Origin of the sequence: Nocardia sp. NPDC058705, from assembly GCF_042749305.1 — a bacterium.
Taxonomy (GTDB): Bacteria; Actinomycetota; Actinomycetes; order Mycobacteriales; family Mycobacteriaceae; genus Nocardia.
The window spans coordinates 1-14,486 of record NZ_JBHYRN010000026.1; the positions used below are offsets into that span (position 1 = coordinate 1).

At 68.8% G+C, this 14,486-nt stretch carries 15 protein-coding genes and 2 pseudogenes; 14 read left to right on the plus strand and 3 right to left on the minus strand.

Annotated elements, in window-relative coordinates:
* Nucleotides 1-175: 175 nt before the first annotated feature.
* The gene (locus ACFW6D_RS24915) at nucleotides 176-1,042 is read left to right on the plus strand and encodes a hypothetical protein (protein ID WP_379331905.1); all 867 of its coding nucleotides are present in this window, start codon (nucleotides 176-178) and stop codon (nucleotides 1,040-1,042) included.
* A gap of 74 nt (nucleotides 1,043-1,116) precedes the next feature.
* Here the strand turns inward: ACFW6D_RS24915 and ACFW6D_RS24920 are convergent, their stop codons facing one another.
* Nucleotides 1,117-2,610, minus strand: a complete 1,494-nt coding sequence (locus ACFW6D_RS24920; RefSeq protein ID WP_379331907.1) for a carboxylesterase/lipase family protein — start codon at nucleotides 2,608-2,610, stop codon at nucleotides 1,117-1,119.
* Nucleotides 2,611-2,675: 65 nt separating this feature from the next.
* Nucleotides 2,676-3,371, minus strand: coding sequence for a maleylpyruvate isomerase family mycothiol-dependent enzyme (locus ACFW6D_RS24925; protein ID WP_379331909.1), 696 nt, complete (start codon nucleotides 3,369-3,371; stop codon nucleotides 2,676-2,678).
* A gap of 141 nt (nucleotides 3,372-3,512) precedes the next feature.
* Between ACFW6D_RS24925 and ACFW6D_RS24930 the strand changes: the two genes are divergently transcribed.
* The 5 genes from ACFW6D_RS24930 to ACFW6D_RS24950 all read left to right on the plus strand — a co-directional run bounded on the left by ACFW6D_RS24930 (nucleotide 3,513) and on the right by ACFW6D_RS24950 (nucleotide 7,340).
* On the plus strand, nucleotides 3,513-3,680 hold the full coding sequence (locus ACFW6D_RS24930; RefSeq protein ID WP_358072878.1) for a hypothetical protein: 168 nt from the start codon (nucleotides 3,513-3,515) through the stop codon (nucleotides 3,678-3,680).
* Between the two features lie 24 nt (nucleotides 3,681-3,704).
* Complete coding sequence (locus tag ACFW6D_RS24935) at nucleotides 3,705-4,415, plus strand: PIG-L deacetylase family protein (protein ID WP_379331911.1); 711 nt, start codon at nucleotides 3,705-3,707, stop codon at nucleotides 4,413-4,415.
* Nucleotides 4,416-4,514: 99 nt separating this feature from the next.
* Complete coding sequence (locus ACFW6D_RS24940; protein WP_379331913.1) at nucleotides 4,515-5,666, plus strand: glycosyltransferase; 1,152 nt, start codon at nucleotides 4,515-4,517, stop codon at nucleotides 5,664-5,666.
* Between the two features lie 239 nt (nucleotides 5,667-5,905).
* Nucleotides 5,906-6,097, plus strand: coding sequence for a DUF3046 domain-containing protein (locus ACFW6D_RS24945; RefSeq protein WP_062988054.1), 192 nt, complete (start codon nucleotides 5,906-5,908; stop codon nucleotides 6,095-6,097).
* 7 nt (nucleotides 6,098-6,104) lie between these two features.
* Nucleotides 6,105-7,340 (plus strand): tetratricopeptide repeat protein, encoded by a 1,236-nt coding sequence (locus ACFW6D_RS24950; RefSeq protein WP_379331915.1) that lies wholly within the window; start codon nucleotides 6,105-6,107, stop codon nucleotides 7,338-7,340.
* Between the two features lie 81 nt (nucleotides 7,341-7,421).
* Here ACFW6D_RS24950 and ACFW6D_RS24955 read toward each other — a convergent pair whose 3' ends face one another.
* Nucleotides 7,422-7,937 (minus strand): CGNR zinc finger domain-containing protein, encoded by a 516-nt coding sequence (locus ACFW6D_RS24955; protein WP_379332046.1) that lies wholly within the window; start codon nucleotides 7,935-7,937, stop codon nucleotides 7,422-7,424.
* Between the two features lie 129 nt (nucleotides 7,938-8,066).
* On the opposite strand from ACFW6D_RS24955, the gene ACFW6D_RS24960 reads away from it, so the two are divergent.
* The 8 genes and pseudogenes from ACFW6D_RS24960 (at nucleotide 8,067) to ACFW6D_RS24995 (ending at nucleotide 14,462) form a co-directional block, all read left to right on the plus strand.
* Nucleotides 8,067-8,528 carry a VOC family protein gene (locus tag ACFW6D_RS24960; RefSeq protein WP_379331917.1) on the plus strand — a complete coding sequence of 154 codons (462 nt, stop codon included), beginning with the start codon at nucleotides 8,067-8,069 and terminating at the stop codon, nucleotides 8,526-8,528.
* 41 nt (nucleotides 8,529-8,569) lie between these two features.
* Entirely contained in the window at nucleotides 8,570-9,451 is an 882-nt protein-coding gene (locus ACFW6D_RS24965; RefSeq protein ID WP_379331919.1) for a pyridoxamine 5'-phosphate oxidase family protein, read from the plus strand.
* Between the two features lie 22 nt (nucleotides 9,452-9,473).
* Nucleotides 9,474-9,923 carry a nuclear transport factor 2 family protein gene (locus ACFW6D_RS24970; protein ID WP_379331921.1) on the plus strand — a complete coding sequence of 150 codons (450 nt, stop codon included), beginning with the start codon at nucleotides 9,474-9,476 and terminating at the stop codon, nucleotides 9,921-9,923.
* A 172-nt stretch (nucleotides 9,924-10,095) separates the two neighbouring features.
* Nucleotides 10,096-11,133, plus strand: coding sequence for a recombinase RecA (gene recA / locus ACFW6D_RS24975; protein ID WP_379331923.1), 1,038 nt, complete (start codon nucleotides 10,096-10,098; stop codon nucleotides 11,131-11,133).
* Nucleotides 11,134-11,641: 508 nt separating this feature from the next.
* Nucleotides 11,642-12,088, plus strand: a pseudogene (locus ACFW6D_RS24980) (regulatory protein RecX); the annotation flags it as partial.
* 228 nt (nucleotides 12,089-12,316) lie between these two features.
* Nucleotides 12,317-12,475, plus strand: a pseudogene (locus ACFW6D_RS24985) (recombination regulator RecX); the annotation flags it as partial.
* A 174-nt stretch (nucleotides 12,476-12,649) separates the two neighbouring features.
* Nucleotides 12,650-13,300: an ABC transporter permease gene (locus tag ACFW6D_RS24990; protein WP_379332048.1), complete on the plus strand. Its 651-nt coding sequence runs from the start codon at nucleotides 12,650-12,652 to the stop codon at nucleotides 13,298-13,300.
* On the plus strand, nucleotides 13,293-14,462 hold the full coding sequence (locus ACFW6D_RS24995) for an ABC transporter ATP-binding protein (protein ID WP_379331925.1): 1,170 nt from the start codon (nucleotides 13,293-13,295) through the stop codon (nucleotides 14,460-14,462). The genes ACFW6D_RS24990 and ACFW6D_RS24995 overlap by 8 nt, the downstream gene beginning before the upstream one ends.
* Nucleotides 14,463-14,486: the final 24 nt, after the last annotated feature.

The window sequence follows — 14,486 nt, forward strand, 5'->3', positions numbered from 1 at the left end:
AGCGTCTGCTTCACCGTCATGTTGAAGTACTTCGCGATGATCCAGAACCCGCCGTCGTTGACGGGACGGCCGCGAACCCGCCGCTTCGCGGCGGGACCCTCCTCGAGGTCGGGTCGTGCGGGCTGGGAATGCTGGCATCGGCACCCCTGGTGCTTGTGCGCCGGAAGGATGAGGGATGAACGTCAACAGGCGGCGCGTACGGGCCGAGATCGTGGATCCGGCGACGATGGCGCAGACCGGCTCGGTGCCCGCGACCCTGCGTGGGGTCGGTGAGCAGGCGCTCGTCGCGGTGCGGCGCTGGGCCGACCCGCGTGAGCGTGAGCTGCGGCGGCGCCGAAGGGCGCGTAGGCGCAGTTTTCAGCTCGGGACCGCCTCCGGTATCACGACGGTCGGTGCGGTCGGCCTGGCGGTGATCTCGGCGCCCGCCTGGGCGGTCGTCGTGATCGGTGGTGGGGCCATCGCCTTCGTCACCGGGACCGCGCTCAGTGCGCGCCGCTATCTGGAGTTGCGCAACAAACCGCTGCCCCAGGCGGCCTTCGTCGCTCGCAAATCGCCCGGCCTGCGTTCGGCCGCACGTGCGCCCATCCAGCGCCTGATCCGCGCAGAACGGGCGCTCTACGACCTCGGCGCCCAGATCGGGCGCACGCGTCGGCTCCCCGAAGACGAACTGCGCGACCTTCTGGAAACGGCCCGCTCGGGCGCGGGGGCGCTGCACGCCCTCGCCGCCGATGTGGTCGCCATGGAACAGGCTGCCGACACCGTCGGCCGCGCGAATCCCGACACGGTCGCGGCGCTGAAGACCACCGTCGTCGGTGTACTCACGCGCTTGGAGACCGGCGTCGTCGAATACGAACAACTCGTCGCCGCCGCGGCTCGGATTCTCGCCGTTCCCGAGGACAATGTGGTCGCCTATCAGTTCAACGGCATCGTCGCGGACTTGCGTGAGGCGGCCGACCGCCTCGACGGCTGGGCCCAAGCCCTCACCGAACTGGTCGACCCCGGGACCGAATTGTTCTCCGGCCCAACAGATTCGACCCGCTGATCCTTCTCGCGGTGACCTTCTCTGCGCGCCGGGTACGGTCGGCACGCCGGTAGCAGCGTGCCGACCGAACTTCGTCAGGCGCGGGTGAAGGACCGGCGCAGTGCCGCCAGCTCGTCGGCGCGGGGATCGGCGACCGTGGTGGATTCGGGGGCATCGAAGATCCGGACGTTCTTCTCCGCCTCGGTGAACTGCGGCCACCCCGAAGTGCCGTCGGTGGCGAAACCGACCCAGGCGGCGTGGATTTCGTCGGCGAGGGACTGGGGCGGCGTGGGGCCGGTGATGGAGTGGGCGTGTGCGAGCGCGTCGAAGACGAAGGGGACTTCCAGCACGTGGCAGGCGCCGAGACCGGGAAGGTCTGTCGGCCAGGCGAATTCGTAGACGTGGGTGGGTTCGGTGGTGGCGTTGGCCGCGGCGAAGTCGAAGGTGCCCGCGCGGAAGGTCAGGTCGGTCATGATCGCGTTGAAGACCTCGGCCGGGGTGGCGTCGGGGCGCTGTGTCGAATATGTCTGCGCCACAGCGGGATCGATGCCATAGCGGGTCAACACGAAGGTCAGTGCTTCGGCGGTGATCGCGGCGGCGAGGCCGGCGGGAACGGTGAAGAACCGGAACTCGTCGGCGGTGGTGCCCGCGATCAGGGGAACCGCGCGGTCGGGATGCGCGCGCAGGATCTCGGTCGGTGGGCCCTCGACGATGTCGTTGTCGATCACCGGGAACAGGCTCATCAGGCCGCCGCCCTTCTGTATCACCGACGCACCCCACCGCTGCGGGTCGGGATCCTGCATCAAGGCCAGCGCGACGGCGTTCTGCGCGGTGCGCAACTCGTCGGGGCCGAGCTTGCCGAAATCCTCTGCGGTAGGCGAGATCCCGAGTGCCGCGGCCAGCTCGGCCGACACCTTGCGGGCATCGTCGGCATCAGCGGCGACCGCACCGTTGCCGCTCTGCATGATCGCCCGACGGAACAGCCCGGCCGTCTGCGGCGCGGCGATCAACGACGCCACACTCATCGCGCCCGCGGACTCGCCGAAGATCGTCACATTGTCGGGGTCGCCACCGAACGCGGCGATGTTCTCGCGCACCCACCGCAACGCGAAGATCTGGTCGTGCAGACCACGATTGGACGGTGCGCCCTCCAGTTCGGCGAAGCCGGAGATCCCCAGGCGGTAGTTGATCCCCACCATGACCACGCCGTCGCGCGCGAACGCGGTCCCGTCGTAGATCGCCCGCGCGTTGGACCCGCGCACGAACGCGCCGCCGTGGATCCACACCAGCACCGGTAGCCCCTCTGCGCCGGGATCGGGCGTCCACACATTCGCGTTGAGGTACTCGTCGCCGGGGATGCCGTCGCTGCCGATCAGCGCGTGAATCGGCGCGGGGTACGGCGTCTGCGCGCAGGTCGCGCCGTTCTCGGTCGCGTCGCGCACCCCGACCCACGCCGGAGCGGGCTCGGGAAGTTGGAACCGTTTCGGACCGATCGGCGCCGCCGCGAACGGCACTCCGAGAAAGCGGGTGACGCCGGCTTCGGTGCGGCCACGGATGGCGCCGCTCGCGATCGTGACGATGGGTTCCATGAAAGTCCTCCTACGCAGTGAGCCCCGATTATGGACGCTTGTCCGGCTCGCCGTCAGTCGTTTGCCTACGGAACGAGCGGCCCGGCCAGCACCCGCTCGCCGGCGGTACGGTCGCCGTCCCAGACGAGCTCCGGGTCGGCACCGGATTTGCGTGCCCACAGGGTCAACAGCAGGTCCGAGGCGGTGCCCGCGAGTTCGGCGACCGGTTCGCCCGGCCCGTAGGTCCAGGTGTTGCCGGTGTCGGTAGCGCGGATCCGCAGCGCCACGTCCGGTTCGACCGCGAGACCGCGGTGGATCATCCGGGGTGCGAACAGTTCGAATACCTCGTCGATGCCGTCGACGGCGAGATCGGGGTCGAACGGGTCGGCCTTGCCGAGGGCGTTCTGGCCGTCCCACAGATGCATGAGGGTCTCGTGGGCGCGGCGGCGACGCCAGAAGCCGACGGTGCGCGGCATGGCCTTGGTGAAGGTCCAGGCCTCCTGGTTCTCGTCGGCCGACAGCGAGGTCGCCAGCGCGTCGGCGGTCGATTCGTACCACTCCCGCAGGGCTACGGGATCCTTCGGTGCGGCCTGGCCTTCGTCGTCGCCGCGCAGTTCGGCCACCGCGGTGACCACCCAGGTGTTGCCGCGGCCGACGTGATCGACCAGGTCGTAGAAGGTCCAGTCGCCGCAGGAAGGTACCGGCGCGGTGAGATCGGTGTCGGCCGTGATGAGTTCGCCGAACGCGGTGAGCTTCGCGCAGAGCAACGCCAGGTAGTCCATGCGATCACGGTAGCCCGGTCTAGGGGTGAACCCTGATCTATACCCGGATATCGGTGCTGACCTGGTGATTTACCGCGTGCGGAGTGGGAGCATCGAAGGTGTCGGATCGCTGGACGGCGGCCGAGGAGACGAGGAGTCATCATGGTCTTGAAAGTCATCGGCATCGTGGTGGTCGCGGTGATCGCGTTCTGGATTCTCGGCGCGCTGATCGAGGCGCTGATGCCCATCCTGGTGATCGGGGCGATCGGCACCGGCGTGTACCTGCTGTACAAGGCGGTGTCGGGCAGTGACAAGACCCCGATCAGTTAGTCGGGGTGTGGTTAGCATGGCGGTGTGGAACAGGTACCCGAGGACTGGCAGCGCGGCCTGGTGATCGTCGCGCACCCCGACGACATCGAATACGGCGCCGCGGCGGCGGTGGCGCGATGGACGGGGCAGGGCAAGGACATTCGCTATCTGCTCGTCACGCGCGGCGAGGCGGGGATCGCCGGGATGCCGCCCGCGCAGGCCGCGCCGTTGCGCGAGATCGAGGAGATCTCGGGCGCCCGCGAAGTCGGGGTACACACCGTCGAATTCCTCGACCACCCCGACGGCCGCATCGAGGAAGGTCTCACCCTGCGCCGGGAACTGGCCGCCGCGTTGCGCAGGCATCGCCCGGAAATGGTGGTGCTGTTCAACTTCGGCGACACCTGGGCGCCGGGCATCGTCAACAGTGCTGATCACCGGGCAGTCGGGCGATCGGCGATGGACGCGATCTCCGACGCGGGCAACGAGTGGATCTTCCCCGAAATCGCTGATCTGCCACCGTGGTCGGCGCGCTGGGCGGCCGTCGTCGGCCCGGTTGCCACCCACGCCGTCGACGTGAGTGCTCACCTCGAGCAGGCGCGTGCGTCGCTGTCGGCGCATCGGCGGTATCTGCAGGTGCTGAGTTCGGTGCCGGTGGAGGAGCAGGTGCGCGAAATCGTCACGTTCGCCACCGGTCCCAAGGAAGGGTTCCCCGCCGCGCACGCGGTCGGCTTCGAACTGTTCACCTTCGCCGGCTGATCGGCCGGCGCACAGCCCTTTCGCTGCGGAGTCGACGTCGATCATGCGAGTGGCATGGGGGAAACGCTGCCCGGCCTGGGGATATGGCAGGCTGGGCGGATGCGAATAGCTGTGGTGGCCGGCCCCGACCCAGGGCACGCGTTTCCCGCGATCGCGTTGTGTCTGCGATTGCTGGCGGCAGGGGACGAGCCCGTGTTGTTCACGGGACCGAGATGGCTCGACCAGGCGCGTTCGGCGGGGATCAGCGTGCGCAAACTCAAGGGCCTCGCGCCGCGGCCGACCGACGACGACACCGACGCGGGCGCTCGGATCCACGACCGCGCCGCCCACATCGCCACCGAGAACCTGCCCGAACTGAGCGCGATGCTCCCGGACCTGATCGTCTCGGACGTGCTCACGGCGGGCGGCGGCATGGCGGCTGAACGGCTGGGACTGCCGTGGGTGGAATTGTCACCGCACCCGCTCTACCTGCCCTCGAAAGCGTTGCCGCCGATCGGCAGTGGTCTGGCGCCGGGGGAGGGCGTGCGCGGCCGCATGCGCGACGGGGTCCTGCGCACGATGACCGCGCGCGCGGTCCGCAACGGTCACCGGCAGCGCTCCGCCGCCCGCGAAACCATCGGCCTGCCCGCCGAGGACCCCGGGCCCACCGCACGCCTGGTCGCCACCCTGCCCGCGCTGGAGATGGACCGCCCCGACTGGCCCGCCGACACCCACGTCGTCGGACCGCTGCTGTGGGAGCCCACCGACGCTGTCCTCCCGCTGCCGCCCGGCGACGCCCCGCTGGTGATGGTGGCGCCGTCGACCGCGCACACCGGCGTCGCCGACATGGTCGACGTGGTCCTGTCCGGTTTGGCCGGACTCGGTGTGCGCGCGGCCATTTCGACCCTGGATACCCCACCCGTGGACCTGCCGGAGTGGGCCACCGCGGGCCTGGGCCGTCAGGACGAACTGCTCACCCACGCCGCGGTCGTCGTCGGCGGTGGCGGACACGGCCTGCTCGCCAAATCCCTGTCCGCGGGCGTACCGGTGGTGACCGTCCCCGGCGGCGGCGACCAGTGGGAACTCGCCAATCGTGCGGTGCGACAGGGTAGTTCGGTGCTGGTGCGACCACTCACACCGGAGGCGGTCGGCGCGGCGGTGCGGCAGGTCCTGGACGACCCCGTCTACACCGAAGCCGCTCGTCACGCCGCCGCCGGTCTGGCCGAGGTCGAGGACCCGGTCCAGATCTGTCACGACGCCGCGAAGCGGTAGCCGTCGCGGATCGGCCGGTCTGGCGGAGGTTCGGGCCTGGTCCAGGTCCGTCACGACGCCGCCAGGGATGATCCGTCGCGGCAGGCTGCCTCTGGGCGTCGCTCCGGTGGACCACCCGGACCCATCACGTGTTGTCGAGCACGGGCCTCGGACAATCGTGGGCATTGCCGGGTGCTGCGGAGATCGGGCTGCGACCGGGGCTCTGTCGGCTGTGACCTAGCGCGAGTATCTTGGGCAACGTGCGATTGACCGAATTCCAGGAGCTGATGCACACCGAGTTCGGCGTGGCGCGCGCCGACGCCATGCTGACCGATCACGTGATACCCCAGCTGGGGCGCACGGGGGCGGTGGCGATCGATAACGGCGTCGACCCACGCGACGTGTGGCGGGCATTGTGTGCCGACTTCGACGTACCCCCGAATCGGTGGTGACCAGGCCATGGCCGTGACAGCGCAGAACCCCGAGTTACAACACTCAGAGCTGCGACCGTATCGGTTCGACGAGCGACTACGGATGATCCCGGTAGACCCGGAGACTCTCGCGGTCCGGGTTGCCCTCGCCGACCCTCACGACTTTCCCGGCCTGCGCAGGCTCGGCATCGCGTTGATGCTGCTCGGACGCCACGACGAGGCCCTCGACCGCCTCGATCAGGCTCTGGAACTGGCCGATACCGAGCGCCGCCGCATCACCGTCTGGATCAACCTGGCCGATGTCTACCGGTATCAGGGCGAACCGGCGCGCGCCGAGATCCTCTACCGCCGGGCCCTGGAAGCCAGCCGCGCGCTCGACCCCGACCTCGTCTCCTTCGCTGCCCACCACCTGGGCAAATCCCTTGCCGAACAGCACCGGCCTGCCGAGGCACGCCAACTGCTCAACGAGGCCATGCGGCTGCGGGTGGCCGACGGCGAATCCGAACTCATCGAATCCACCCGCGCGGCGCTGGATCACCTCGACGAGCTGGCCCTGCCGGTGCCGCCGGAGATCGAGCAGCTGCTCGGACCGGTGCCCGTGTGGTCCGACGATCACGAGGGCCGCGAGGGAAACCTGGTGCGGTCGGGCGGGTTCTGGATCAAGCGGGGACCGCGCGCGGTGGCCGAGCACGCGCGACTGACCTGGTTGCGCGACAACTCGATAGAGGTGCCCGCGGTGGCCGCGTTCGACGAGGATGTCCTCGTTCTCGCCGATGCGGGCAACTCGCTGGCCGGCCAGGCGGAGCCGATCGAGACCGGCACGCAGATGGGCAGGGCGCTGCGTGCGCTGCACGATCTCCCGGTGGCGGACTGCCCCTTCGACGCCTGTCTCGACGTGACCCTGGCCAGGGCCTACCGCAATGTGGTCGAAGGGTTCGTCGACACCGCCGATTTCGACGACGACCACCGCCACCTCTCGCCCGCCGAAGTGCTCGCGCACCTGCGGGAGCGGCGTCCGGTCGACGAGGACCTGGTGGTCACGCACGGTGATTTCACCCCGGGCAATGTGCTCACCGGCGGCCTGCTGATCGATGTCGCGGCACTGGGCCGCGGTGACCGCTATCGCGACCTGGCACTCGCCGAACGCGATCTGGCCGAAGACTTCGGCACCGAGGCGGTCGAGGCCTTTTACGCCGCTTACGGCCTGCCCGAACCCGATCGCACGAAGCTCGACTACTACCGGCTGCTGGACGAATTGTTCTGACGCCGAGCACCTCCGGCGGCGCCGCGCGTTCACGCTGAGCTCGGCGGCCGCCGGGTCGCTGACGCCGTCGAGCTGCGCGTCTCAGGTGGTCTTGGCGTAGTGGCGCGCGGCCTTCGTGCGATTGCCGCACGTCGCCATCGAATGCCAGCGGCGGGTGCCGTTCTTGGACGTGTCGTAGAAGAACAGCACGCAGTCGGGGTGTGCGCACTGGCGGATCCGCTGGGGTGCCTGCGCGATCAAATTCAGCAGATTGTCGGCGGCGAGCCAGCCGGGTAACCACGCCGGGTCGTCGACCTCGGGGATCTCGCGCGGCCCCTCGTCGGTGAGTTCGCGGCGGATCCTGCCGTGGTCGAGCACCCGATTCAGGGCGCGGTGGTCGGCGCGGGTGACGGCGTCGTGCACGGCATCGCGCGCGGTGTGCAGCGCGGTGAGGGCGTGCTCGTCGACGGGTACGCGCTCGGCGAGCCCGAGGAGTTCCAGCCACGTGCGCAACCCGTCGAGATCGGCGAGCAGATCACCGGGTTCGGCGCCCGCCCACCGGGTGTTGAGCAGGTCCAGAGCGGGGGGTTCGCCGGTGTGCGGACGGGGATCGCGCATGCCCGAGGTTACCAACACGATCCTCCTAACTGTCTAAAAGTCTTTCAAGGGTTGACGAAGGTGGTGAGCTCATTCTATGTTCTAACTGTTCAACAACCGATAGGCAGTTAAACATTCCGGGAGGAACCCATGACCACCGTCGCCGCACCCGTGCTCACCACCGGTCACATCGGACTCAATGTCGCCGACCTCGACCGCTCCGTCGACTTCTACCGCCGAGGCCTCGGCTTCGAACAGCTCGGCACCGGCGCCGACGGCGACCGCCGCTGGGCTTTCCTCGGTCGCGACGGTGCGCTGGTGCTCACGCTGTGGCAGCAGAGCAGCGGCGAATTCTCCACCAGCACACCGGGTCTGCATCACCTGTCGTTCCAGGTCGACGATGTCGCGACGGTGCGCGTCGTCGAGTCGGCGCTGCGGGCGCTCACGGCCGAGTTCTTCCACGATGGTGTGGTCGCGCACGGTGAGGGCGCGTCTTCCGGTGGCATCTTCTTCGCCGACCCCGACGGCATCCGGCTCGAGGTCTTCGCCCCGTTGGGCGCCGACGCCGCGCCTGCACCGGCCGGGCCTGCCCCGACGTGCGGATTCTTCTGATTCACAGCTGATTTCCCGTGATCGACCAGGAAGGCGCGAAGATGTTTCACTCCGGAGAACGGGCGGTACAGCAACGCATGGGGCAGGCCGAGGTGGCTGTCCGTGTCGGCCGGTCGATCCGTGCCGAGATTCCGGCGGTTGCCGCGTCCTTCCTGGCCGAGCAGCCGATGGTGGTGCTCGGCGCAGCCGATCCGGCGGGCCGCCTGTGGGCCGGTCCGCTCACCGGCCCCGTCGGGTTCGTGCATGCCGTCGGTGCCGCGACCATCGATATCGACACGCGGCCCGACGACGCCGACCCGCTGTCGGTGGCGCTGGCGGGCGATGCGGCGGTCGGGCTGATCGCCCTGCAACCGCAGCGGCGGCGTCGGATGCGTGTCAACGGCACCTCGGCGATGCGCGACGGCGGGTTGCGCATCACCACCGAACAGGTGTACGCGAACTGCCCGAAGTACATCTCGCGCAGGCAGATTCGGGAGGTGTCCGCGCTCGATTCGCCCGGCCCGGTGCGCCGTGGTGCCGCGCTCGGCGCCACGGCGGTCGAGATGATCGGTGCCGCCGATGCCTTCTTCATCGCCACCGCCGACGCCGACGGGCACGCCGACGCCTCCCATCGCGGTGGCAATCCCGGTTTCCTGCAGGTGCTTTCGCCGACGCGCCTGCGCTGGCCGGACTATCGTGGCAATTCGATGTTCATGACGCTGGGCAATCTCGTGGTGCAACCGCGCTGCGGGTTGCTCGTCGCCGACTGGTCGTCCGGTGCGCTGCTCCAGCTCACCGGCCGGGCCGAATTGGTGTGGGATTCGGCAGCATTCACCGCCGGAGCGCAGTGCGCCGTCGACTTCACTGTCGAAGAAGTGATCGAACGCCCCGGCGCGCTCGCGGTGCGCTGGGGACCGCCCGAACTCTCCCCGAACAATCCTTGATCTGACTCGAAAGGCTTGTCCCATGCGACCTCCACTGCCTCCCTTCGATCTCGATTCCGCGCGCGCGAAGGTGCTCGCTGCCGAAAATGCCTGGAACACCAGGGATCCCGAGCGGGTAGCCGCCGCGTACACCGAGGATTCGGTGTGGCGTAACCGCGACGAGTTCTTCACCGGTCGCGCCGCGATCGTCGAGTTCCTGACCCGCAAGTGGTCGGCCGAGAACGGCTACGCGCTGCGCAAGGATCTGTGGGCCTTCCACGACAACCGCATCGCCGTGCGGTTCCAGTACGAATGGCACGACGAGTCGGGGCAGTGGTGGCGCAGCTACGGCAACGAACAGTGGGAGTTCGCGGCCGACGGTCGGATGTCGCGACGCGAGGCGAGCATCAACGATGTGCGCATCGAGGAATCGCAGCGGCGGATCCTCGGGCCGCGCGCCGAGGGTGACGACTCGGTGCTGCCGCAGCACTGACGCGCCGCTTCGCTGCCGGATTGCCGGTCTGAGCGGCCGCTTCGCGTGTTGGTGGGCGCGTCGCTTGACTCGAATGGGTGTTCGACTAACCTGGGCGCCAGAACTTGTCGGTGCCGGCCTCTACTGTGGGCGCCAACCAGAGAGACACTCACCTCGAGAAGGGGCACACATCATGGCACCGCAGGCCTACGATCGCGACAAAGCGCTGGAACTGGCACTGGCGCAGGTGGAGAAGAGCTTCGGCAAGGGCGCGGTCATGCGCCTTGGCGAAGAGACCCGTCAGCCGATCGCCGTCATCCCCACGGGGTCCATCGCACTCGACGTCGCGCTCGGAATCGGCGGGTTGCCGCGCGGTCGCGTCGTGGAGATCTACGGCCCGGAATCCTCGGGTAAGACCACCGTCGCGCTGCACGCCGTCGCCAATGCCCAGGCCGCGGGCGGTGTCGCCGCCTTCATCGACGCCGAGCACGCCCTCGACCCCGACTACGCCCGCAAGCTGGGCGTCGACACCGACGCGCTGCTGGTTTCCCAGCCCGACACCGGTGAGCAGGCACTGGAGATCGCCGACATGCTGGTGCGCTCCGGCGCCATCGACATCCTCGTCATCGACTCCGTCGCCGCCCTGGTGCCGCGCGCGGAAATCGAAGGCGAGATGGGCGACAGCCACGTCGGCCTGCAGGCCCGCCTCATGAGCCAGGCGCTGCGCAAGATGACCGGTGCGCTCAGCAACTCCGGCACCACCGCCATCTTCATCAACCAGCTGCGCGAGAAGATCGGCGTCATGTTCGGCTCGCCCGAGACCACCACCGGTGGTAAGGCGCTGAAGTTCTACGCCTCGGTCCGCCTGGATGTGCGCCGCATCGAAACCCTCAAGGACGGCAGCGACGCGGTCGGCAACCGCACCCGCGTGAAGGTCGTCAAGAACAAGGTCGCCCCGCCGTTCAAGCAGGCCGAGTTCGACATCCTCTACGGCCACGGCATCTCCAGGGAGGGCTCGCTCATCGACATGGGCGTTGAGCACGGCTTCGTTCGCAAGTCCGGCTCCTGGTACACCTACGAGGGCGACCAGCTGGGCCAGGGCAAGGAGAACGCCCGCAAGTTCCTGCTGGAGAACAAGGATGTGTGCGACGAGATCGAGAAGAAGATCAAGGAGAAGCTGGGCATCGGCGCCGTACTGACCGCCGAGGCCGACGCACCCGCCGACTTCTGACCCGATGACCACGCCGAGCCCCGGCGGCCACCACGATTCGGCCGACCCGGTCGAACAGATGCGCAGGCAACTGGCTCGCCTCGGGATCGAGGTCGAGCCGGAGCCGATCACGGCGCCCGTAGCGGGACGCGGTAGGGGCACGGCCGATGGACTCGTCCGGTCGGCTCGCGCCAAACGGGCCGACCCGGAAGCGGAGGGGATTCGGTCGGGTGCGGGCGATCCGCAGCGCGCGCACCCGACCGGATTCACCGATGGTGACAAACCACCGCATTTCGCTGCGCGGGTTGGTGATGATCATGAAGAGTGGGGGAGTGCGGGTCGGCGACGACCCCGCGGCGCTCGACGCGAACGCAAGTCCGCGCGGCGCGACGAAGTCTCCCTGTCGCCCGTCGTCGGTGGTGACGACGGACGGCAGGCGGATCCGGTGGCGGCCGGATCCCAGCCGGGAGAGCCCGACAGGCGGGCCGGCACACGCCGGCTCGCCCCGGGCGACCGTCCCGATGCGACCCTGGAACAGGCCAAGGACGCGTGCCTGCGCCTGCTCTCAGTGCGTGCGCGCAGCCGCGCCGAACTGGCCAAGCGCCTCGGCGAGAAGGGGTTCCGCCTCGAGGTGATCGAGGCCGCGCTCGAACGATTCACCGAAGTCGGCCTGATCAACGACGCCTCCTTCGCCGAACAGTGGGTGCACGAACGTCACACCTATTCCGGCCGTGGCAAAAAGGCACTCCAACGTGAGCTGCGCGAAAAGGGCGTCGCCCCCGGCGATGCCGAACAGGCACTGTCGATGATCACCGACGACGCCGAACACACCCGCGCCGCCGACCTGGTCCGCCGCAAACTCCGCACCCTGCCCGCAGCCATGGACCGCGACAAAGCAGTCCGCCGCCTCGTCGGCATGCTCGCCCGCCGCGGCTACGACCAATCCACCGCCTTCGCCGTCGTCACCGCCGAACTGGACGAAGCATGCTTCGAACGCAGCGTTGCCCGCCCGGTCGGTGCGAGCGAGCAAGCAGCGCGACCGAATTCCGACGAGGTAGACAGTCAGTGGCGGACACGCCGCTCGCCGTCGCGCGGTGCGTCGGACGCCGATTCAGCGGACACCGGCGAAACCTTCGGCGCTACAGCCGAACCAGAGACGGGTCGCCGTTCGGCCGGGCGTCCGACTCCTGGCGACGAACAAGCCGCCATCGACTTGGTTCGCCGCAAACTCCGTTCCATGCCCGCCGACCTGGATCGCACCAAGGCCACCCGCCGGCTGGTCGACATGCTGGCCCGCCGCGGGTACAGCCCGTCTGTGGCCTTCGCGGTAGTGAAAGACGAGCTGTCGCAGGCTGATCGATAGGGCCTCGCGGTCGGCATTGTCCGATTCCGCGCGAGGGGTCTTCGCGCGGCGTAGGATGATCGCGCTGGTGAAACATGGTTTCGCACAGATGGTTTCGATGTTTCGCCCCGGGTCGGGGTGGGAACTTCGGGGAGCAGGGCCGTAGGTGGCCGTCGAACGACGGGGGAGGGCATCCTGGACGCGTTGTGGTCGTTCGTGGTGAACCGGCGAGAACAGCTGCTGGTCGATTCTTATCTGCATGTGTCGGCGGTGGTGCAGTCGCTGGTGGTTGCGACGGTGATCGCGGTGGCGCTCGGGGTGCTGGTGTATCGGAGTCCGCTCGGATCCGCTGCTGCCACCGCTACGGCGGGGGCGATTCTCACCGTGCCGTCGTTCGCGCTGCTCGGGCTGCTGATTCCGTTCCTCGGGCTGGGTGTCGCGCCGACGATCGTCGCGCTGGTGCTGTACGCGCTGCTGCCGATTCTGCGTAATACCGTGCTCGGGTTGTCGTCGGTGGATCCGGCGGTGACCGATGCCGCGCGCGGTGTCGGGATGAACCGGTTGCGGCTGCTGACCAAGATCGAACTGCCCCTTGCCTGGCCGTCCATTCTCACCGGCATGCGGGTCAGCACCCAGATGATCATGGGCATCCTGGCGCTGGCGGCCTATGCGAAGGGGCCGGGTCTCGGCAATCTGATCATCTCCGGGCTCGGGCGTCTCGGTAGTCCGAACGCGATCCCACAGGCGCTCACCGGCACCGTTCTCATCGTCGTGCTCGCGCTCGCACTCGACGGCGTCCTTGTTCTGCTCGGACGGCTCACTATTCCGAGGGGAATTCGTGACTGACATCGAAATCACCAAGGCGACAACCGCGTCCGCGGTCTCCGGGGAGGAGATCGTCCTCGACCGGGTCACCAAGCGCTATCCCGAACAGCCCGAACCCGCGGTCGAAGAGGTCTCCATGACCATCCCGGCCGGGGAGATCGTGGTGCTGGTCGGCCCCTCGGGCTGTGGCAAGACCACCACCATGCGGATGATCAACCGCCTGATCGAACCCACCTCCGGCACCGTCACCATCGGCGGCCGAGATGCGGGTGCGATGGACTCCGACGAATTGCGGCGCGGCATCGGCTATTCGATCCAGCAGGCCGGACTGTTCCCGCACATGACCGTCGCCAAGAACATCGCCACGGTCCCCGGCCTGCTCGGCTGGGACCGCCGCCGCATCTCCGAACGCACCGACGAGATGCTCACCCTCGTCGGCCTCGACCCCGACACCTACCGCAACCGCTACCCCCGCCAGCTCTCCGGCGGCCAGCAGCAGCGCGTCGGGGTGGCGAGGGCGCTGGCGGCCGACCCGCCGGTCCTGCTGATGGACGAGCCGTTCGGCGCCGTCGACCCGATCACCCGTGCCCTGCTGCAGGACGAATTGCTCCGTCTGCAAAGCGAACTGGGCAAGACCATCGTGTTCGTCACCCACGACTTCGGTGAGGCGGTGAAGCTGGGCGACCGCATCGCCGTCCTCGGCAACCGCTCCCGCATCCTGCAGTACGACACCCCCGCCGCGATCCTGGCGGCCCCCGCCGACGAGACGGTCGCCGGATTCGTCGGCGCCACCGCCACCATCGACCGCCTCGGACTGGCAGTCCTCGCGGACATGGACCTCGACCAGGGTGTCACCGTCGCCGAGGACGCTGCCCCGGCAACCCTGACCGCCGCCTTGCGCGACGCGGACCGCACCTGGGGCATAGTCCTCGACCCGCAGCGTCGCCCCCTTCGCCGAGTCTCGACAGCCGAACTCGCCCACGCGGATTCACTGCGCGACCTCGGCACCCCGATCGGCACCTCCCTCCCCGCCGACGCGACCCTCCAGGACGCACTGGCCGCGCTGCTCACCGAACGCACCGCCTCCGCCGTCGTCGTCGACAACACCGGCACCTACGCGGGAACGGTCACCGTCGACACCCTCATCGGCCACCTCGCCGCGACCGAAACGGCAACGGCATGACGGCCCCGTTGTATCGCAGCACCG